Raw genomic sequence first — 18,804 nt, 5'->3', positions numbered from 1 at the left:
CGCCCCCCCCCCTCCCCCCGCCCCCACCCCAACCCCCCCCCCACCCCCCCCCCCCCCCCCCCCCCCCCCCCCCCCCCCCCCCCCCACGGCGCTACTCTCGCCCCCGACACTGGGGGAGGGGTCATGTTCCTGGTCACCGGCGCCACCGGAAACGTCGGCGCGGAAGTGGTCTCGGCACTCGCGGGGGCGGGCGAGCCGGTCCGGGCGCTGGTGCGCCGGGCGGACGCTGTCCTGCCGGAGGGCGCCGAAGCCGTCGTCGGGGATCTCAACGATCCCGGCGGCCTCGACGACGCGCTCAAGGGTGTCGAAGGTGTTTTCCTGCTCGCCGGCTACAACGACATGCCTGGCATGCTGCAGAAGGCGCGCGACGCGGGCGTGCGGCGGATCGTGCTGCTCTCCGGTGGTTCGGCCGCGCTGGAAGACCTCGGCAACGCGGTTTCGCGGTACATGACGCTCGCCGAACGCGCGGTGCGCGCGTCCGGGCTCGGCTGGACGTTCCTGCGGCCGCGCGCGTTCATGTCCAACGCGCTGCGCTGGCTGCCGCAGCTGCGCGAGGGTGACACCGTGCGCGCGCAGTTCCCCGAGGTGGCGGCCGCGAGTGTCGACCCGGCCGACATCGCGGCGGTCGCGGCCCGCGCGCTCGCGGGCGGGCACGAAGGACGCGCCTACGACCTGACCGGCCCGGTCGCGTTGCGGCCCGCGGAGCAGGTCGCCGTGCTCGCCGAGGTGCTCGGCCGGGACCTGGAGTTCGTCGGCCTGACGAACGACGAGACACGCGCGGAGCTCGAGGCGAGCCTGCCGGCCGAGTACGTCGACGCGTTCTGGAACTTCTACGTCGACGGCACGCTCGACGAGGCGACGGTCCACCCCGCCGTCCCCGAGGTGACGGGACGGCCGGCGCGCACGTTCGCCGAGTGGGCGGCCGCGCACGCGGACCTCTTCCGCTGAGTCGGGTCGTGACCGAGCGGACGCGCACCGACCTTTCCGCCGTGCTGGGGGTCGTCCTGGCCGTGCCGGTCGTCGCCAGCAGCCTGTTCGTGCTGGCGCTGCTCGGGAAGCTCGTCTGGCCGCCGTACTTCTGGGTGCTGCCGGCCGGGTGGGTGGTGGCCGGGGCGATCACGTTCGTGCCTGCCTTCGAGCACTTCCTGCTGCCGCTGCTGTTCGGCATGCGGTCGCCGACGGCGCGGGAGCTCGAGCGGCTCGGCCCGTGCTGGCGAGCCGTCTGCGAGGCGGCGGAGGTCGACGGCGGCAAGTACCGGCTGTGGGTCGAGCGGTCGCGCGAGCTGAACGCCTTCGCCGCGGGCGGGCACACCGTCGCGGTGACGCGGACCGCGCTCGAGCTCCCGCAGGCCGGTCTGGAGGCGATCCTGGCGCACGAGCTCGGCCACCACCTGTCCGGGCACACGCGCATCTCGCTCTACGTCTGGTGGCTGGAGCTGCCGGCCCGGGTCCTGACGCTCGTGGTCCGGCTGCTCGCGCTGGCCGTGCCGCACATCGGCCGCGCGTTCGCCGCCTTCGGCCGGTCGGTGGCGGTGCTCGTCACCGTGCTGCTGACGCTGGGCATCCTCACCGCGCTCGCGTTCCTCGACCCGTGGCTGCTGCTGGCGCCGCTGCTCGGCCCGGTGCTCGCCTGGTCGAAACGGCTCGGCGAGTACCGGGCCGACCTGATGGCGGCGCGGCTGGGGTACGGCCCGGAGCTGATCACGCTGTTCCGCGAGTGGATCCGGGTCAACGGCGGTGACGAGCGGCGGCTGTGGTCGCGCCTGCTGGCCGGGCACCCGGCCCACATCGACCGGATCAAGCACCTGAAGGACCGCGGGTTCAGAGCGTGAGGACGACCTTGCCCGCCGCGTGCCCCGCGTGGACGTGGGCGATCGCGGCGACGGCGTCGGCGAGCGGGTAGGTCCGGTCGAGCAGCGGCGTGAGCTGCCCGGCCTCGATCCTTTCGCGCAGGGCTTCGAGGTCCGCGCGGCGGACACTCGAGATGAGCCCGCGCAGCTGCTGCCGCACGAACGGGTTCAGCAGTGCCGCGCGGAACACGCGCTGGATCCCGCCCAGCCACCGGCCGCCTTCCCCGCCGACGATCACGAGCGTGCCGCGCGGGGTCAGCGCCCGGCGCAGGTGGTGCAGCGAGCGCAGGCCCGCGGTGTCCACGACCAGGTCGTACCGCCCGGTCGTGAAGTCTTCGCGGGTGTAGTCGACGACGTCGTCGGCGCCGAGCGTGCGGACGAGGTCCGTCTTCGCCGTGCTGCACACCGCCGTGACGTGCGCGCCGGCGGTCTTGGCCAGCTGCACCGTGAACGACCCGACCCCGCCCGCCGCGCCGATCACCAGGACGCGCTGTCCGGTCTCGACGTCGTGCAGCGCCTGGAGAGCGGTGCAGCCGGAGACCGCGACGGCCGCCGCCTGCTCGAACGAGAGGCGGGTGGGCTTCGCCACCACGAGGTCCTCTTTGGCGACGGCGTGTTCGGCGAACGCGCCTTCGCAGGTGCCGAACACTTCGTCACCCGGCCGGAAGCGCCGGACGCCGTCGCCGGCTTCCTCGACGGTGCCGGCAAAATCGAGGCCGCGCACCGGTTGCTTCGGCCGGCGCAGCCCGAAACCCAGCAGCCGCAGCAGGTACGGCTGCCCGGTGGTGAGGTGCCGGACGCCCGGGTCGACGCCGGCCGCGTGCACCCGCACGAGGACCTCGCCGGCTCCGGGCGCCGGTCTGTCGAGGTCGCGGAACACGAGCGTTTCGGGCGGGCCGTAGCGGTCTTGGACCAGGGCTTTCACGAGGACTCCTCCGGGTACTGGAACACTTCTTCGAGCGGGACGCCGAACACGTGCGCGAGCTGGAACGCCATTTCGAGCGACGGTGAGTAGCGGCCCTGCTCGATCGCGATGACGGTCTGGCGGGTGACGCCGATCCGGGTGGCGAGCTCGGCCTGGGTCATCTGGCCGTGCGCGAACCGGAGGGCGCGGAGCGAGTTGGTGACGCGGGTCGGTTTCACCACGGCTGGAAACCCCGGCGGTAGGCGAAGATCCGGGCGACCGACCCGAGGATCGCCGAGAGCGTGAACGCCAGGTACACGGCGTTGGCGATCCAGAAGTGCGGCGCCTCGGCCATCGCCAGCAGCAGCGCGGCGACGGCGCCGATGACGACGAACGAGTGGCCGACGTACTCGCCGAACCGGCCGATCTCGCGGTCGCGCTGGTCCTTGCCGCCGTCCTTCGAGATCACCGCGGCGAGGATGCTCGCCACGATCGTCGCGGCGATGGACGCGCCGACCGTCCACAGCAGCGTCCCGGCGTACGGGACGTCGGCCAGCGGTCGTCCGCCGGCCCGGCCGAGCACCACCACCAGGTACACCGCGTAGCTCACCATCGCGGCGATCCCGAGGATCCAGGCGCGCTTCTCTTCGTGGGTCACCTCCTCAAAGTAAAACAAACCAGACACCATGTCAAAGTTTCTTGACATGAGAAAATCTTCGGCGAGGGTGTCCAAGGCGGCGTCTGCCGTTCGTAGTCACCGCGTACGGCAACCGAGCCACAGGAGGATCCCCATGCAGTACCTGATGCTGATCAACGCTTCGCTCAACGCCGACGGCGAGCCCACCGGCTGCAGCACGCCCGAGGACTGGATGCTGTTCGACAAGGCGATGAAGGACGCCGGTGTCCACGTCGGCGGCAACTCGCTCGCCGACTTCACGACGGCCGCCGCGGTCCGCGTCACCGAAGGCGGCGAGCGGGTCGTCACCGACGGGCCGTTCGCGGAGTCCCGCGAGGTGCTCGGCGGTTACTTCGTCATCGACGTGCCGGACTTCGACGTCGCGCTCGACTGGGCGGCGCGCTGCCCGGGCGCCCGCGACGGCGGGCACATCATGGTCCGGCCGCTCGCGTCCTACGGGGGCTGACGGGTGCCGGGGCGGGCCGCGGTCGAGGCCGTGTTCCGGGAGGAGCGCGGGCTGGTGCTGGCCGCGCTCGTCCGCCGGTTCGGCGACCTCGACCTGGCCGAGGAGGTGACGTCGGAGGCGATCGAGGCCGCGCTGGTGCACTGGCCGGCCGACGGCGTGCCGCCGAAACCGGGCGCCTGGCTGATGACGACGGCCCGGCGCAAGGCCGTCGACCGGCTGCGCCGCGACCAGGCCTACGCGGCCCGGCTCGCGGTGCTGCGGGTCGAGGCCGAGCGCGCGCCCGCCCCGCCGCCGGACGCCGGCGGCGACCTGCCGGACGAGCGGCTGCAGCTGTTCTTCACCTGCGCCCACCCCGCCCTGTCGGCCGAGGACCGGACGGCGTTGACCCTGCGCTGCCTCGCCGGCCTGACCACGCCGGAGGTGGCGCGCGCGTTCCTGGTGCCCGGCGCGACGATGGGGAAGCGGATCGTGCGGGCGAAGAACCGGATCCGCACGTTGCGCATCCCGTTCCGGGTGCCGGACGCCGCCGAGCTGCCCGCGCGGCTGCCAGGGGTGCTCCAGGTCGTCTACTCGATCTTCACCGAGGGGTACGCGGCCAGCTCCGGGCCGGACCTGCAGCGGCTCGACCTGGCGGAGGAGGCGATCCGGCTGGCCCGGATCCTGCGCCGGCTGCTGCCGGGGGAGCGCGAGGTGGCCGGGCTGCTGGCCCTGATGCTGCTGATCCACGCGCGCCGCGACGCCCGCACCGGCCCGGACGGCGACCTGGTGCTGCTCGACGACCAGGACCGCGCCCGCTGGGACCGCGAGATGATCGACGAAGGGGCGTCGCTGGTTCTCGTGGCGCTCACGGGCGGGCCACCGGGGCTGTACGGCGTCCAGGCGGCGATCGCGGCCCTGCACGACGAAGCGGCGGACGTGGCGAGCACGGACTGGCCGCAGATCGTGGGGTTGTACGAGGTGCTGCGCGGGCTGGCGCCGTCCCCGGTGGTGGAGCTGAACCGCGCGGTGGCGGTGGCGATGCGCGACGGCCCGTCGGCGGGCCTGGCCCTGCTCGACGACCTGGCGGGCGACCCGCGGCTGAGCGCGTACAGCCCGTTCCCGGCCGCGCGCGGAGACCTCCTCGGCCGCCTCGGCCGCGACGTCGAAGCGGCGGCCGCCTACCGGGAAGCGTTGGAGCTGGCCGGAACCGAGCCGGAGCGCGCCCACCTGCGCCGTCGGCTGGCGGCGGTCGCAGGTCCGTGACGGCGACCTCGGGGTGGCCGTCACGGACGCGTCCGGAACTGTCGGTGGCCGCCGGTAAGCTGGAAACCGGGGGCCGGAGGCCTACGCAGGCGTCCGCAGCGCCGCGATCGCCGGGGCGAACATCGTCGCCTTGATCGCCCCCAGCGTCCCGCGATCCTTGCCCGCCAACACTTCGACCCGCTCCGAAGCGACCTGGACCACGGCGGACTCGGCCGCGATCTCGTCGACGAGGCCGAAGGAAAGCGCGTCCGCCCCACCGAACCGGCGTCCCGTGGTCATCGACGCGATCGCCGCCGACGGCGTCAGCTTCCCCTGGATCAGCGCCGCCATCCCCGGGGTGAACGGGATGTTGATGTCGGCCTCCGGAAAGCAGAAGTACCCGCGGTCCGAACGCATCACGCGGAAGTCGTGCGCCATCGCGAGCATCGCGCCCGCGCCGAACGCGTGGCCGTTGATCGCCGCCACCGTCGGGACCGGCAGCGTCAGCACGCGCGCGAACAGCTCCTGCACGTCGGCGACGTACTCGGAAGCCTTGTCCCCGTTGGCCATCAGCCAGTCGAGGTCGAGGCCGTTCGAGTAGAACTTGCCGCTCCCGGTCGTCACCAGCGCATCGGAGACACCGTCCAAAAAGGAATGCGCGCGCTGCAGCCAGTCGGGGGAGAAGCGGTTTTCGTCGTCGCCCAGGTCGAACACGGAGACGGTCACGGTCGGTCCTTTTCTCGAGGGGGCACGGTCAGCACGGCCCGCACGGCGGCGGCGAGCCGTTCCCGCACCAGGGGATCGGTGATGTCCCGCCGGAAGAACGCGGTCGGCAGGTCGACGACGCAGGTGGTGATCACCTCGACGGCCAGGCCGTCACCGCGGTCCCACACCAGGCGCGCGAGCCGCACGAGCAGCGCGACCAGGCGTTTGTCCAGCGCGTGCAGGGCGTCGGCCAGCTCCTCGGGCAGCTCGGGCCCGAAGAGCCGGTCGCCGCGGACCCGCAGCAGCATCCGTGCCCCGTCGGGACGCAGGGAAGCGAACACCGCCGGGGTGTCCGCCGCCGCGACGACGGCCTCCACCGGGGAGAACGCCGCGTCCACGTGCGCGGTCTGCAGGTCGAGGAACGCCGTCGCCGCGCGCAGCCAGACCCGGGCCAGCAGCGCGCTGAGCGAGCCGAACGCGTGGTAGATCGTCCCGTTCGGCACACCCGCGGCGGCGGCCAGCTCCCGCACGGTGACCTCGCCGGACGACGCCACGAGCCGCTCGGCGACGTCGAGGAGCTCGTCGAGGTCGTGGACGCGGGGGCGGGGCATGCCGTGACCGTAACAGAACGCGTGCTCCAAAACCAGCGCGGTAAGCTGCCGCCGTGGAGATCTGGGTCAACCCGGCGTGCGCGAAGTGCCGGTCCGCCGTGTCCCTGCTGGACGAGGCCGGCGCGGAGTACACCGTGCGCCGCTACCTCGACGACCCGCCGTCCGCGGCGGAGCTCGAGGCCGTCCTCGAGCGCCTCGGCCTCGAACCGTGGGACATCGCGCGCACCACCGAGGCGGTCGCGAAGGAGCTCGGCCTCAAGACGTGGGGCCGCACCCCGGACGACCGCTCACGCTGGATCGACGCGCTGGCCGAGTACCCGAAGCTGATCCAGCGGCCGATCATCACGGCCGACGACGGCACGACGGTCGTGGCGCGGACGCCCGAAGCGGTGCGTTCGGTCCTGCCTTAGGCTCGCAGGCATGCCGGACACGCAGTACGAAGACCTGCTCCGCCACGTGCTCGACACGGGCGCCCGAAAAGCGGACCGCACCGGGACGGGCACCCGCTCGATCTTCGGGCACCAGCTGCGTTACCGGCTCTCCGACGGCTTCCCGCTGGTCACGACGAAGAAAGTCCACTTCCGCTCGATCGCCTTCGAGCTGCTGTGGTTCCTCCGCGGCGACTCGAACGTCTCGTGGCTGCAGGAGAACGGCGTCTCCATCTGGGACGAATGGGCGTCCCCCGAGGGTGAGCTCGGCCCGGTCTACGGCGTGCAGTGGCGCTCGTGGCCGACCCCGGACGGCGGGCACGTCGACCAGATCTCCGAGGTGCTGCGTACGCTGCGGGAGAACCCCGATTCGCGGCGGATCATCGTCTCGGCGTGGAACGTCGCCGACATCCCGCGGATGGCGCTGCCGCCGTGCCATGCGTTCTTCCAGTTCTACGTCGCCGACGGCGAGCTGTCCTGCCAGCTCTACCAGCGCAGCGCGGACCTGTTCCTCGGTGTGCCGTTCAACATCGCGAGCTACGCGCTGCTGACGCACATGATCGCCGAGCAGGTCGGCCTGCGGGCCGGCGACTTCGTCTGGACCGGTGGTGACTGCCACGTCTACGACAACCACGTCGAGCAGGTCCGCACGCAGCTCGCGCGCGCGGCGCGGCCGTTCCCGGCGCTGAGCCTCAAGCCGGCGGAGAGCCTCTTCGACTACACCTACGAGCACTTCGCGCTGGAGGGCTACGACCCGCATCCGGGCATCAAGGCGCCGGTGGCGGTGTGATCGGGCTCGTCTGGGCCCAGTCCTCGAACGGGGTCATCGGCCGTGACGGCACCCTCCCGTGGCACCTGCCGGAGGACCTGAAGCACTTCCGGTCGGTGACCGCCGGCGCGACCGTCCTCATGGGCCGCCGGACGTGGGAGTCGCTGCCGCCGCGGTTCCGGCCGCTGCCGGGCCGGCGCAACCTCGTGCTGTCACGCACGCCGCAGCAGGGCGTCGAGACGTTCCCCGACCTGCCGGAGGCGCTCGCCGCGGTGTCCGGTGACGGCTGGGTGATCGGCGGCGCGGCCGTCTACCGGGCGACCCTGCCGTTCGCCGACCGGATCGTCGTCACCGAGCTCCGGGAGACCTTCGACGGCGACACGCTCGCGCCGGACGTCGGGCGCCCGCCGGACGCCGTCAGCGAGTGGCTCGAGTCGTCAACCGGGCTGCACTACCGGTTCCTGACCTGGGGCTGAGGGATCTCACCGGTCTTCGCGAGCAGCGGGACGTCGAGCGGGACCGTCTCCGGGTACTTGATCCCGGCGCCGGTGTTGAGAACCACGACGTCTTCGTCGCCTTCGAGCCAGCCTGACTCGCGAAGGTGCCTCAACGCGGCGAAGCACGCTCCGCCTTCCGGACAGACGAAGGTGCCTTCGTGTTCGGTGAGCTCCCGTTGCGCCGCAAGCAGTTCGTCGTCGGTGACGGCGACCGCGGTGCCGCCGGTCGCGTACACGGCGTCGAGCACGAGGAAGTCGCCCAGGGCCTTCGGCACGGTGATGCCGAAGGCGACCGTCCGCGCGTCGGGGAAGGGCTCGCTCTCGCGGGCGCCCTGCTCGAACGCCGTCACGATCGGCGCGCAGCCGGTGGCCTGCACGGCGACGAGCCGGGGCAGGTCGCCGGACACCCAGCCCAGCTCCCGCATCTCCAGCAGCGCCTTGTAGATGCCGATGATCCCGACCCCGCCGCCGGTCGGGTAGAGGATGACGTCGGGCAGCCGCCAGCCGAACTGCTCGGCGATCTCGTACCCCATCGTCTTCTTGCCCTCGATGCGGTAGGGCTCCTTCAGCGTCGAGACGTCCTGGACGCCCGGGCGACGCGGAACCGCCGCGGCGACGAGCTTTCCCGCGTCGCCGATCAGACCGTCCACGCGGTACAGCTCGGCGCCCGCGGCGACGCATTCGCGCATGGTGATCTGCGGCGCGTCGTCCGGCATGGCGATCAGGCTCGTCATCCCCGCGCGGGCCGCGTACAACGCCCACGCGGCGCCCGCGTTGCCGTTGGTCGGCATCGCGATCCCGCGCACACCCAGCTCGGCCGCCCGTGAGACGCCGACCGCGGCGCCCCGGGCCTTGAACGTGCCCGTCGGGACCAGGCCTTCGTCCTTCATCCACAGCCGCGACAGCCCCAGCTCACGGCCGTAGCGCGGCAGGCGCAGCAACGGCGTCATACCTTCGCCGAGGCTGACGACGTTCTCGGCCGCACGCACCGGCAGCACCTCGTGGTAGCGCCACAGCGTCGGCTCCCGCCCGGCGATGTCCTTCGGCGTCACGGCCTCGCGGACACCGTCGAGGTCGTACCGCGCGAGCAGCGGCGCGCCGGCCGGCGACAGGCCCTGGACGACGTCGGCGTCGAAGCGCTCGCCGGTCCGGGAGCAGTCGAGGTGGCTGAGGAACGAGTGCGGCACGGCGCCTCCGGGTCAGAAACGGCGGGTGAACGGCAGCGGCCTGCGCATCCGGACCAGCAGCAGGAGCGGGACCAGGACGTACGGCAGGTTGAAGGCGAGGAACTTCGCGGGGTTGCCGGTGCGCGTCGCCGGGTCGCCGAAGAACTCGACACCGAACACGACGACCCCGGTGAGCGTGACGATCATCGTCGCGTAGATCACCGACGGCAGCTGGATCCAGTTGCGGCCGGTCAGCAGCGCGAAGACGAGCACGACGTAGAACGGCATGTAGACGAACGCCGAGAGCCCGGTGACGATCCGCATCCAGTCCGGCGGGTGCATGAACAGCGGGTCGGCGTCGTGGGCGTACCAGTAGTTCGAGTTGACGAAGAAGTTGTCCGACGGCTTCGAGAAGTCGACCCCGACGGTCGGCAGCAGGTCGCTGATCAGCGACGTCACCGTGAAGGCCGAGAACAGCACCGCGAAGAAGACGTCGATCTTCCGGTCCCGCAGCGGCAGGTTCATGTGATCGATCCTAGGTCCTATTGTGAGGGGATGGACGCGCTGCGGGTCTGCCTGTACGTCTTCGCCGGGGTGACGCTCGGTACCTGGCTGATGTCGGTGCTGACCAGGGAGTACTCCTGGGTCGACCGGATCTGGTCGATCGTCCCGGTCGTCTACGTGGCGATCTTCGCCGGCGCGGCCGGGTTCGCCGACGCGCGGCTGGACGTGGTGTTCGCGCTGGTCACCCTGTGGGGGATCCGGCTGACGTTCAACTTCGCCCGGAAGGGTGGTTACGCCCGCGGCGGCGAGGACTACCGGTGGGCGGTGCTGCGCGAGCGGATGGCGCCGTGGCAGTTCCAGGTGTTCAACTTCTTCTTCATCTCGCTGTACCAGAACGCGATCCTGCTGCTGATCACGCTGCCCGCGTACACGGCTTTGCAGCACCAGGGTTCGTTCGGGGTGGCGGACGTCGTCGTGGCGGTGATCTTCGCCGGGTTCCTGGCCGGCGAGACGGTCGCGGACCAGCAGCAGTGGGAGTTCCACGGCGAGAAGCACGCGGGCCGGGCCTCGACGCGGTTCCTCCAGGAGGGGCTGTTCCGCTACTCGCGGCACCCGAACTTCTTCTTCGAGCAGGCCCAGTGGTGGGCGGTCGCGGCGTTCGGCGTTGTCGCCGCCGGTCTGCAGTGGACGGTCGTGGGCGCGGTCCTGCTGACGCTGCTGTTCGTCGGCTCGACGAAGTTCACCGAGAGCATCACGAAGTCGCGGTACCCGGAGTACGCGGACTACCAGCGGCGGACGTCCGCGGTGGTGCCGTGGTGGCCGCGACGCGAACCCGCCCGTTCGTGACGGTCGTCGCGGCACTCCAGGTCGGGACGGGCGTGCCGCTTTCCCGGATCCTGGAGTTCGAGGACGAGATCCGCGGCACGTCTCTGGTAGTCCTGCCGGAAGCCGTCCTCGGTGGCTACCCGCGCGGCGGGCCGTTCGTCGAGTACTTCGCCTCGTCGGTGACCGTGCCGGGCCCCGAGACGGCCGCGCTGGCCGGGCTCGCGGCGCGCACGGGCGCGAGCCTGGTCGTCGGCGTGATCGAACGCGACGGCTCCACGCTGTACAGCACGGTGGTGTTCCTCGACCCCGGCCTCGGCCTGGTGGCCAAGCACCGGAAGCTGGTGCCGACCGCCCGCGAACGGCTGGTCTGGGGCCGCGGCGACGGTTCGACGCTCCCGGCGGTGCCGACGGCGGCGGGCCTGGCCGGGGCGGCGATCTGCTGGGAGAACCACATGCCGCTGCTGCGCGCGGCGATGTACGCGAAGGGCGTGGAGATCTGGTGCGCCCCGACGGCGGACGACCGTGACGTCTGGCAGGCGTCGATGCGCCACATCGCCGACGAGGGCCGGTGTTTCGTGGTTTCGGCGTGCCCGTACGAAAGCGAGGGCGACGACCCGTTCCGCGGCGGAAGCGTGATCGTGGGTCCGCTCGGCGACGTCCTGGCCGGCCCGCTGCACGATCGCGAGGGCCTGCTCACCGCGGAGATCAACCTCGAGGACGTGGTGGCCGCGCGTCACAGCCTCGACGTCTCGGGGCATTACGCGCGGCCGGACGTCTTCGCGCTGACCGTGGACGAGCGGCCCCAGGACGGCGTCACCTTCCTCCGGTGACGCCGTCCGCAACGGCTCACACCGCCAGTCGGCCACCGTCCACCGGGAGGATCGCGCCCTGGACGAAGCTCGACTCTTCGCTCACCAGGAACACGATCGCCGCCGCGATCTCCTCTGGCGCGGCCACGCGACCGGCCGGGCCCGCCGCGGCCAGCTCGTCCAGGCCGTCGCCGAAGACCGCGGTGCCTTCGGTGCGGGTCGGGCCCGGGCTGATCGCGTTGACGCGGACCCCGGACGGCCCGAACTCCGCCGCCCACGCCTTGGTCATCAGCTCGACCGCCGCCTTCGACGAGCCGTAGAGCGCCATTCCCGCCATGCCGCGCGTCGCGACCATCGTGGACACGTTGACGATCGCGCCCTGCCCGCGCGAAGCCATCTCCGGCGCCAGTGAGGCGACGAGGAAGTACGGGATCTTCACGTTCGTCTCGTAGACGCGGTCGAAGTCGGCCTCGGCCGTGTCCGAAGTGGACCCCGTCGGGAAGATCCCGGCGTTGTTCACCAGCACGTCGATGGGCCCGCCCACCTCACGGGCCCGCGCGGCCAGCGAGCGCGCCGACGCGGCGTCCGTCAGGTCGGCCGCGACGAAGTCGGCCTTCCCGCCCGCCGCCCGGATCCGCGAGACGACCTCTTCGCCGCGGGTCGCGTCCCGGCCGGACAGCACGACGTGCGCGCCGAGCCCGGCCAGCGCGACCGCCGTCGCCCGCCCGATCCCGCTCGTTCCGCCGGTCACCAGCGCCGTCGACCCGGAAAGTTCCGAACTCATCACTCAACTCCTCGTACCCGTTGTCCTTCACCGGGTACAAGGACGAGCGCTCCGGCGGGCTTCCGGAGAGGCGTTCGGCGCTGCTTATGCCCGCGATTCGCCGGACCGATGGTCGTCGAGCGCCGCGACGAACTCCGCGACGTCCCGGCGGTGCGACGTCGCCGGCCACACGGCCCACGTCCGGCGCACGATCGGGTTGCCCGCCAGGGGCAGCCACCGCACGGTGTCCGGCATCGGGTACGGCCACTGCGGCGGCGCGAACGCGTACGCCCCACCGGAGCTGACCGCCGGGATCTTCAGCTCGACGATCAGCCGCTGCTCCTCGGGCACCTCGGGCCCGACGTCGAGGCCGTGGCTGCGCAGGATCGCGGCCAGCTCGTCGTACCAGGCCGGGCTGCCCGCCCGGGCGAACGCGAACCACTCCAGCCCGGCCAGCTCCTCCAGCCGGACCGGGGAGCCCAGCTTCTCCGCCAGGTCCGCCGCCAGCAGGACGCCGACGTTCTCCGCCACCGCGAGCACCGCGTCCAGGTCGGGGCCGGGCGGGCGTTCGCGGACCAGCCCGACGTCCAGCTCCCCGGCCCGCAACGCCGCCACCTGCGCGACCGACGACAGGTGCCGGGCCTGCACCCGCGTGTCCGGGAACGCCTCCGCCAGCCGTGCGAGCGCCGACGGCAGCAGGTCCGGCGGCAGCTCCAGGGGGATGCCGACCCGCAGGACGTCGGTCGTCGTGTGCCGCGCCAGCGCGGCGAGGGCCTGTTCGTGACGCGCCAGCACCGCGCGCGCTTCGCCCAGCAACGTCGTCCCGGCGTCGGTCGTCTGGACGCCGGTGCTGGTGCGGACCAGCAGCTGGACACCGAGCCGCCGTTCGAGCGCGGTCATCGTCTGCGACAGCGCGGGCTGGCTCACGTGCAGCTGCCGCGCCGCTTTCGACATCGCGCCCGCCTCGACCACCGCGACGAACGCCCGCATCTCCCGGATCTCCATCAGCGGCGCCACCGGATCGGCAGGGACTTCAGGCCGTTCTGGAAGTTCGACCGCAGCCGCACCGGCTCGCCGGCGAGCTCGGCTTCGCCCAGCAGGTCGAGGACGGCGGTGAACATCGCCCGCAGCTGGACGCGCGCGAGCTGGGCGCCGAGGCAGAAGTGCGGGCCGTGGCCGAAGGTCAGGTGGTCGTTCGGGGTCCGGGTGAGGTCGAACGCGTCCGGATCGGCGAAGACCGAAGGGTCGCGGTTGGCCGCGGAGAACCAGACCACCACCTTGTCCCCGGCCCGGATGTCCACATCGGACAGTCGCGTGTCCGCGGTCGCCGTGCGGCGGAAGTGCATCACCGGCGTCCACCAGCGGAGCATCTCTTCGACGGCGGCGGGCAGCAGCGACCGGTCGGCCAGCAGCCGCCGGTACTGCGCCGGGTGGGACAGCAGCGCCAGCATCCCGCCGGGCAGGCCGTTGCGGAGAGTTTCGTTGCCCGCCACGGAAAACAGCCAGAAGAGGTTCTCGAACTCGGCGAGCGAGACGCGTCCGCCGTCGTCGGCGACGTGCTGCATGAGGGTGCTCATGACGTCGTCGCCCGGGTGCTCGCGCTTGTGCTCGCCGAGGGCGTTCGCGTACGCGTAGAGGTCCGGCATCCCCGCTCGTGTGCGCGGGTCCGGCATCACCCCGTCCGGGCCCGGGGCCGGGCGGACGGCGAGCGCGGCCCGCGCCAGGTCGGTCACGTCCGCCTCGGCGACGGTGGCGCTGACCGCGTAGTCGGCGTCCTGGTAGCCGATGACGCGGTTGCTCCAGTCGTACATCAGCCGCCGGTCCTGCTCCGGCACGCCGAACACCGCGGCCAGCGTCAGCAGCGGCAGGTCCGCGGCCAGCGCGGCGAAGTCGCACTCGCCCCGGCCGGCGACCGCGGTGACGAGGGCACGCGCGTGCGTCTCGATCCGCTCGGTCAGCTTCGCGATCGCCCGCGGGGTGAACGCCTTCGTGAGCAGCCCGCGCAGCCGGCCGTGCTCCGGCGGGTCCATGTTGAGCATCATCCGGCGCACGTAGGCCAGGTCCGAAGCTGACGCCGGGTCGCGGATCTGCGTGCCGCCGAGCTGCGAGGAGAACAGGCCGGGATCACGCAGCACCGTGCGCACGTCGGCGTGCCGCAGCACCGCCCAGAAGTCGTCGACGCGCACCACCGGCGAGCCGCGCCGCAGCCGCGCCAGCTCGTCGTACGGGACACCCCGCACGTAGGTGTCCGGATCCGTGATCCCCACGAGCCGACCCTAGCCGCGAACGCCGTCGTCGGGCAGGCTGCTGCGGATGGACACGCTCAACATGCGCACCGGCGGCGAGGGCGAGCCGGCCGTTCTCCTCCTGCACGGCCTGGGCGCGACCGGCGCCGCGTGGGCCCACTTCCCCGAGCTGCTCGCCCGGCGCGTCCTGGTGCCCGACCTGCCCGGCCACGGCCGGTCGGCGCCGCTGCCGCACTACAGCTTCCGGACGATCGCCGCCGCGGTCGCGCGGGCGCTGCCGGACCGGCGTCCGCTCGTCGTCGTCGGCCACTCCCTCGGCGGGGTGATCGCGCTCGAGCTGGCGTCCGGCGAGTACGACGTCGAGGTCGCCGGGGTGCTGGCGGTCGGGGTGAAGGTCGAGTGGAGCCAGGACGACCTCGGGCGCGCGGCGAGCTTCGCGGCGCGGCCGGCGCGGGTGTTCGAGACCCGGGAAGACGCCGAGCAGGCGTACCTGAAGGTGTCGGGGCTGCTGGGGATCGCGCCCGCCGACCCGGCCGGGCTTCGCGAGACCGAGGGAGGTTACCGCCTCGCGATGGACCCGGCCGCGTTCGGCGTCGGCGCGCCGGACATGCCGGCGCTCCTGACCGCGGCGCGGTGCCCGGTCGTGCTGGCGGCGGGGGAGACCGACCCGATGAGCCGGCCCGAGCAGCTGCGGGCGCTCGACCCGGACGCGGTCGTCCTCACCGGCCTCGGGCACAACGCCCACGTCGAGGACCCAGCCGCCGTGCGGGCCCTCTTGGCACGCTTCGACGTCTAGGAGGCTCGGGTGCAGCCGTCGTACCCCACGCGACGGCTGCTCCGAACCCCTCGCCACCACCGGACCCCCAAAGCCTAGGAACCCGTGGTGGACGAGCGCCTGTACTCGCGGGATACGCCGTTGTCACCGTCGGTACCTGCGGAAACGGTTATCTTCGCCGTTCGGTGGTACTCGGGGAGCGGCACGATCGTGATGCTTGAGGGGTACGTTCCGCTCGGGGCACGCGGGAGAGGACACCAGTGGACGAAGGCCTGTCGTTCGCCGGCTGGCTGCGGGAACGCCGGGTGCTCGCCGGGCTCACCCAGGCCCAGCTGGCCGAGCGCGCCGGCGTGAGCCTGCGCGCGGTGCGCAACGCCGAGCTCGGCACCGTCCGGCGGCCCCGGCCGGGGACCGAACGGCGGTTGCGGGAAGCGCTTGCCGAGGCCCCGCCGGAGCCGGTGCGGATCGGCGTGCTGGGCCCGCTCGTGGTGCGGCGCGGGGAGACGCCGGTCGAGATCGGCGCGGAGAAGCAGCGGCTGCTGCTGGCGATGCTGGCCCTGCAGCCGAACCGGACCGTGCGGCGCGAGGACCTCGTCGACGTCATCTGGGCCGAGCCGCCGCCGTCGTGCCTGGACCTGCTCCACACCTACGTCGCGCGGCTGCGGCGGGCGCTGCGGCCCGCCGACCTCATCACCACGGACAAGGGTGGCTACCGGCTGTCCGCGGACGAGGACGTCCTCGACCTCCTGCGTTTCGAAGCGCTCACCGACCGAGGTGCCCACCGCGAGGCCCTGGAGCTCTGGCGCGGTCCGGTGCTCGCCGACGTCGAACGCCTCCGGCAGTACCCGGCTCGGCTGGGGCTGGCCATGAAGCGCGCGAAGACGGTGATGGCCTACGCCGACGTCGCGGATCCGGAGGACGCGGCGGTGCAGCTGCGCGGGCTGACCGCCGAGGAGCCCCTGAACGAGTCCGCGCACGCGCGGTTGATGCTCGCGCTCGCCGCGTCCGGACGCCAGGCCGGCGCCCTGGCCCTGTTCGAAGAGGTCCGGCACCGGCTCGACGGTGAGCTGGGCATCGAGCCCGGTCCGGAGCTGCGCGCGGCCCAGCAGCAGGTGCTCCGGCAGGACTTCGCCGGCCGGGAGCTGCCCTCCCGCGGTCCCGCGCAGCTGCCCGCGGACGTCGCCGGCTTCCGCGGCCGCGCCACCCAGCTCGCCGAGCTGGACGACCTCCTGAACCGCGACGGCACCGGCGCCCGCATCGCCGTCCTGTCCGGCACCGGCGGGGTCGGCAAGACCGCGCTCGCCGTCCACTGGGCCCAGCGTTCGCGGGCGGAGTTCCCGGACGGCCAGCTCTACCTCGACCTGCACGGCTACGGCACGGTCCGGCCGGTCGAGCCGGGCGACGCGCTGTCCGGGTTCCTGCGCGCGCTCGGGGTCGACGGCGCGGACATCCCCGCCGAGCAGGACGAACGCGCGGCGAAGTTCCGCACCGCGCTGGCGGGCCGGCGGATGGTGCTCGTGCTGGACAACGCCGGGTCGGTCGGGCAGGTCCGCCCGCTGCTCCCGGGTTCGGCGTCGTGCCTGGTGCTGGTGACCAGCCGGGACGCGCTGCCCGGGCTGGTCGCCCGGCACGGCGCCCGCCGGGTGCTCGTCGACCTGCTCACCGATGCCGAAGCCCGGGACCTGCTGCGGACGCTGCTGGGCCGGCGCGCCGACGACGAACCGGACGCGACCGCGGCGCTGATCGGCTACTCCGCCCGGCTGCCGCTGGCCCTGCGGCTCGTCGCGGAGCTGGCGCTGAGCCGGCCGGGGGAGCGGCTCGCCGCCCTCGCGGCCGAGCTGGCCGACGAACGCAGGCGGCTCGACCTGCTCGACGGCGGCGGTGACCCGCTGACCGCGGTCCGCGCCGTGTTCTCGTGGTCCTACCGGCACCTGGCGGCCGACGCCGCGCGCGTGTTCCGGCTCTGCGGCCTGCACCCGGGCCGCGACCTGACCCCCGCCGCGATCGCCGCGCTCGCCCACGTCCCGCTGCCGGAGGCGGAACGGCTGACCGGCGCCCTGGTGCGCGCCCACCTCGCGCAGGAGACCGGCGACGACCGCGTCCAGCTGCACGACCTGCTGCGGGTCTACGCCGCCGAGCTCGCGGCCGAATCGGCCGGGGAAAGCCACGAGGCGCAGGAGCGGTTGTTCGACTTCTACGTCCGGTCGGCCGCGCAGGCGATGGACGTCGTCCTGCCGCAGGAACGGCACCTGCGCCCGGAGGTGCCGGACCCCGACGTCAAGGTGATCGACGCGCAGGCGTGGCTGGAGGCCGAGCGCCGCAACCTGCTGGCGGTCGCCGCGCACGCGACGCGGCACGGCTGGGCCGACCACCTGCGGCTGCTGTCCGGGATCCTGTGGCACTACCTCGACGTCGGCGGTTACCACGAGGAATCGCTGGTGCTGCACTCGCACGCGTCGGCGCTGGCCCACGACGCCGGCGACCGGGTGGCCGAAGGCGAGCGGCTGACGCTCATCGGGCTGGGGCACTGGCGTGTCGGCCGGTCCCGGGAGGCGCGGCGGTACCTCGAAGAGGCGCTCGTCCTCGTCCGCGAGACCGGTGACCGCCGGACCGAGATCCACGTGCTCAACACGCTCGGCCTGGTCTGCCGGGCGCTCGGCCGGTTCGCCGAAGCGATCACGTACTCGACCGAAGCGCTGGCGCTGGCCCGCAAGAACGGCGACCGCACCAGCGAAGGCCTGGTCCTGGTGGTGCTCGGCTGTTCGTGCCGCGGCATCGGCCGGTACGGCGAAGCGATCGGCCACCACGAGGACGCGCTCGCTCTCGCGCGGGAGATCGCCGACCGCACGAGCGAGGGATACGCCCTGGTCAACCGGGGTGACGCGCTCTCGGCACTCGGCCGTCACGACGAAGCCGCGTGTTCGCTGGCCGAGGGGATGGAGCACTTCCGCGCGATGGGGGTGCGGGTGAGCGAGGGCTACGCGCTGGGCATCCTCGGCGACGTCGAACACGCGCGAGGCCGCGACACCGAGGCCGCGGCGCATCTGGAGCGCGCGCTGGAAATCGCCCAGGAGACCGGAAGCCCGACGAACCGGAGTGTCGCGTTAAAGCACCTGGGCGACGTCCGGCTGGCGCAGGGCAAGCACGCGGAGGCGGCCCAGCACCTCGAAGAAGCGCTGGGACTCGCCCGCGAATGCGGGGACCGCGGGGTGGAGTCCCGGGTCCTCAACAGCCTCGGCGCTCTGTCCGCCGCGCGCGGGATGGCTTCGGACGCACTCACGTACCACCGCGAAGCCTTGGCCGCGGCCAAGGAGACGGGCTGCCGTCCCGAGCAGGGCCGCGCCCACTGCGGGCTCGGTGAAGTCCACTGTGGACTCGGGGAGCCGGAAGCCGCGCGGGAGCACTGGGAACGCGCGATGGCCTGTTACGCCGGGGAGTGGGTGCCCGGGGCGAGCCGCGTCCAGGACCACCTGCTGGCGCTGGACCGCGTCGCCGGGTAGTGACGTTCGAGAGCGACGAGGTCGTTTTCGACGCGTTGGCGGTCGCGGTCGACGAAGTTCGTGCTGCCCGCGAGACGGCGGGTGCGGCG

Annotated in this window: 21 protein-coding genes; 11 read left to right on the top strand and 10 right to left on the bottom strand. The window is 72.9% G+C overall.

Annotated features, from left to right (window positions below):
* Positions 1-123: 123 nt before the first annotated feature.
* Both ACZ63J_RS41940 and ACZ63J_RS41935 read left to right on the top strand, forming a co-directional pair.
* The gene (locus ACZ63J_RS41940; protein WP_465401771.1) at positions 124-948 is read left to right on the top strand and encodes an NAD(P)H-binding protein; all 825 of its coding nucleotides are present in this window, start codon (positions 124-126) and stop codon (positions 946-948) included.
* Positions 949-956: 8 nt separating this feature from the next.
* Complete coding sequence (locus tag ACZ63J_RS41935) at positions 957-1,832, top strand: M48 family metalloprotease (protein WP_465401772.1); 876 nt, start codon at positions 957-959, stop codon at positions 1,830-1,832.
* Here the strand turns inward: ACZ63J_RS41935 and ACZ63J_RS41930 are convergent.
* The 3 genes from ACZ63J_RS41930 to ACZ63J_RS41920 are packed head-to-tail and all read right to left on the bottom strand — an operon-like array spanning position 1,822 to position 3,442.
* Positions 1,822-2,775: an NAD(P)-dependent alcohol dehydrogenase gene (locus ACZ63J_RS41930; protein ID WP_465401773.1), complete on the bottom strand. Its 954-nt coding sequence runs from the start codon at positions 2,773-2,775 to the stop codon at positions 1,822-1,824. The two genes, ACZ63J_RS41935 and ACZ63J_RS41930, sit on opposite strands and share 11 nt — an antisense overlap.
* Complete coding sequence (locus ACZ63J_RS41925; RefSeq protein WP_257921202.1) at positions 2,772-2,996, bottom strand: helix-turn-helix transcriptional regulator; 225 nt, start codon at positions 2,994-2,996, stop codon at positions 2,772-2,774. Before ACZ63J_RS41925 ends, ACZ63J_RS41930 begins: the two co-directional genes overlap by 4 nt.
* Positions 2,990-3,442, bottom strand: a complete 453-nt coding sequence (locus ACZ63J_RS41920; RefSeq protein WP_465401774.1) for a hypothetical protein — start codon at positions 3,440-3,442, stop codon at positions 2,990-2,992. The genes ACZ63J_RS41925 and ACZ63J_RS41920 overlap by 7 nt, the downstream gene beginning before the upstream one ends.
* A gap of 103 nt (positions 3,443-3,545) precedes the next feature.
* On the opposite strand from ACZ63J_RS41920, the gene ACZ63J_RS41915 reads away from it, so the two are divergent.
* Both ACZ63J_RS41915 and ACZ63J_RS41910 read left to right on the top strand, forming a co-directional pair.
* Positions 3,546-3,896 (top strand): YciI family protein, encoded by a 351-nt coding sequence (locus ACZ63J_RS41915; protein ID WP_465401775.1) that lies wholly within the window; start codon positions 3,546-3,548, stop codon positions 3,894-3,896.
* 3 nt (positions 3,897-3,899) lie between these two features.
* On the top strand, positions 3,900-5,138 hold the full coding sequence (locus tag ACZ63J_RS41910; protein ID WP_465401776.1) for an RNA polymerase sigma factor: 1,239 nt from the start codon (positions 3,900-3,902) through the stop codon (positions 5,136-5,138).
* An 81-nt stretch (positions 5,139-5,219) separates the two neighbouring features.
* Here the strand turns inward: ACZ63J_RS41910 and ACZ63J_RS41905 are convergent, their stop codons facing one another.
* Together ACZ63J_RS41905 and ACZ63J_RS41900 are read right to left on the bottom strand one after the other, a co-directional pair.
* Positions 5,220-5,843 (bottom strand): enoyl-CoA hydratase/isomerase family protein, encoded by a 624-nt coding sequence (locus ACZ63J_RS41905; protein WP_465401777.1) that lies wholly within the window; start codon positions 5,841-5,843, stop codon positions 5,220-5,222.
* Positions 5,840-6,433: a TetR/AcrR family transcriptional regulator gene (locus tag ACZ63J_RS41900; RefSeq protein WP_465401778.1), complete on the bottom strand. Its 594-nt coding sequence runs from the start codon at positions 6,431-6,433 to the stop codon at positions 5,840-5,842. Before ACZ63J_RS41900 ends, ACZ63J_RS41905 begins: the two co-directional genes overlap by 4 nt.
* A 53-nt stretch (positions 6,434-6,486) precedes the next feature.
* Here ACZ63J_RS41900 and ACZ63J_RS41895 point away from each other — a divergent pair, with 53 nt between their 5' ends.
* The 3 genes from ACZ63J_RS41895 to ACZ63J_RS41885 are packed head-to-tail and all read left to right on the top strand — an operon-like array spanning position 6,487 to position 8,106.
* Positions 6,487-6,843: an arsenate reductase family protein gene (locus ACZ63J_RS41895; RefSeq protein ID WP_465401779.1), complete on the top strand. Its 357-nt coding sequence runs from the start codon at positions 6,487-6,489 to the stop codon at positions 6,841-6,843.
* 10 nt (positions 6,844-6,853) lie between these two features.
* Complete coding sequence (locus ACZ63J_RS41890; protein WP_465401780.1) at positions 6,854-7,651, top strand: thymidylate synthase; 798 nt, start codon at positions 6,854-6,856, stop codon at positions 7,649-7,651.
* Positions 7,648-8,106 (top strand): dihydrofolate reductase, encoded by a 459-nt coding sequence (locus ACZ63J_RS41885; protein WP_465401781.1) that lies wholly within the window; start codon positions 7,648-7,650, stop codon positions 8,104-8,106. The genes ACZ63J_RS41890 and ACZ63J_RS41885 overlap by 4 nt, the downstream gene beginning before the upstream one ends.
* Here ACZ63J_RS41885 and ACZ63J_RS41880 read toward each other — a convergent pair.
* Both ACZ63J_RS41880 and ACZ63J_RS41875 read right to left on the bottom strand, forming a co-directional pair.
* Positions 8,082-9,314: a threonine synthase gene (locus ACZ63J_RS41880; protein WP_465401782.1), complete on the bottom strand. Its 1,233-nt coding sequence runs from the start codon at positions 9,312-9,314 to the stop codon at positions 8,082-8,084. The two genes, ACZ63J_RS41885 and ACZ63J_RS41880, sit on opposite strands and share 25 nt — an antisense overlap.
* 12 nt (positions 9,315-9,326) lie before the next feature.
* Complete coding sequence (locus ACZ63J_RS41875; RefSeq protein WP_465401783.1) at positions 9,327-9,818, bottom strand: EXPERA domain-containing protein; 492 nt, start codon at positions 9,816-9,818, stop codon at positions 9,327-9,329.
* A 30-nt stretch (positions 9,819-9,848) separates the two neighbouring features.
* Between ACZ63J_RS41875 and ACZ63J_RS41870 the strand changes: the two genes are divergently transcribed.
* Both ACZ63J_RS41870 and ACZ63J_RS41865 read left to right on the top strand, forming a co-directional pair.
* On the top strand, positions 9,849-10,643 hold the full coding sequence (locus ACZ63J_RS41870; RefSeq protein ID WP_465401784.1) for a DUF1295 domain-containing protein: 795 nt from the start codon (positions 9,849-9,851) through the stop codon (positions 10,641-10,643).
* Entirely contained in the window at positions 10,613-11,452 is an 840-nt protein-coding gene (locus ACZ63J_RS41865) for a carbon-nitrogen hydrolase family protein (protein WP_465401785.1), read from the top strand. Before ACZ63J_RS41870 ends, ACZ63J_RS41865 begins: the two co-directional genes overlap by 31 nt.
* A 16-nt stretch (positions 11,453-11,468) precedes the next feature.
* Here the strand turns inward: ACZ63J_RS41865 and ACZ63J_RS41860 are convergent, their stop codons facing one another.
* The 3 genes from ACZ63J_RS41860 to ACZ63J_RS41850 form a co-directional block, all read right to left on the bottom strand.
* Positions 11,469-12,215, bottom strand: coding sequence for an SDR family NAD(P)-dependent oxidoreductase (locus tag ACZ63J_RS41860; protein WP_465401786.1), 747 nt, complete (start codon positions 12,213-12,215; stop codon positions 11,469-11,471).
* 84 nt (positions 12,216-12,299) lie between these two features.
* Positions 12,300-13,199 carry a LysR family transcriptional regulator gene (locus ACZ63J_RS41855; protein ID WP_465401787.1) on the bottom strand — a complete coding sequence of 300 codons (900 nt, stop codon included), beginning with the start codon at positions 13,197-13,199 and terminating at the stop codon, positions 12,300-12,302.
* A complete protein-coding gene (locus ACZ63J_RS41850; RefSeq protein WP_465401788.1) occupies positions 13,199-14,461 on the bottom strand; it encodes a cytochrome P450 in 1,263 nt (420 codons plus the stop codon). Before ACZ63J_RS41850 ends, ACZ63J_RS41855 begins: the two co-directional genes overlap by 1 nt.
* 46 nt (positions 14,462-14,507) lie before the next feature.
* On the opposite strand from ACZ63J_RS41850, the gene ACZ63J_RS41845 reads away from it, so the two are divergent.
* Together ACZ63J_RS41845 and ACZ63J_RS41840 are read left to right on the top strand one after the other, a co-directional pair.
* On the top strand, positions 14,508-15,236 hold the full coding sequence (locus ACZ63J_RS41845; protein WP_465401789.1) for an alpha/beta fold hydrolase: 729 nt from the start codon (positions 14,508-14,510) through the stop codon (positions 15,234-15,236).
* A gap of 239 nt (positions 15,237-15,475) precedes the next feature.
* Entirely contained in the window at positions 15,476-18,715 is a 3,240-nt protein-coding gene (locus ACZ63J_RS41840; RefSeq protein WP_465401790.1) for a tetratricopeptide repeat protein, read from the top strand.
* Positions 18,716-18,804 lie beyond the last annotated feature (89 nt).

The organism is Amycolatopsis sp. NPDC104863 (genome assembly GCF_055582965.1).
This window is presented reverse-complemented; position numbering and strand designations above follow the sequence as displayed.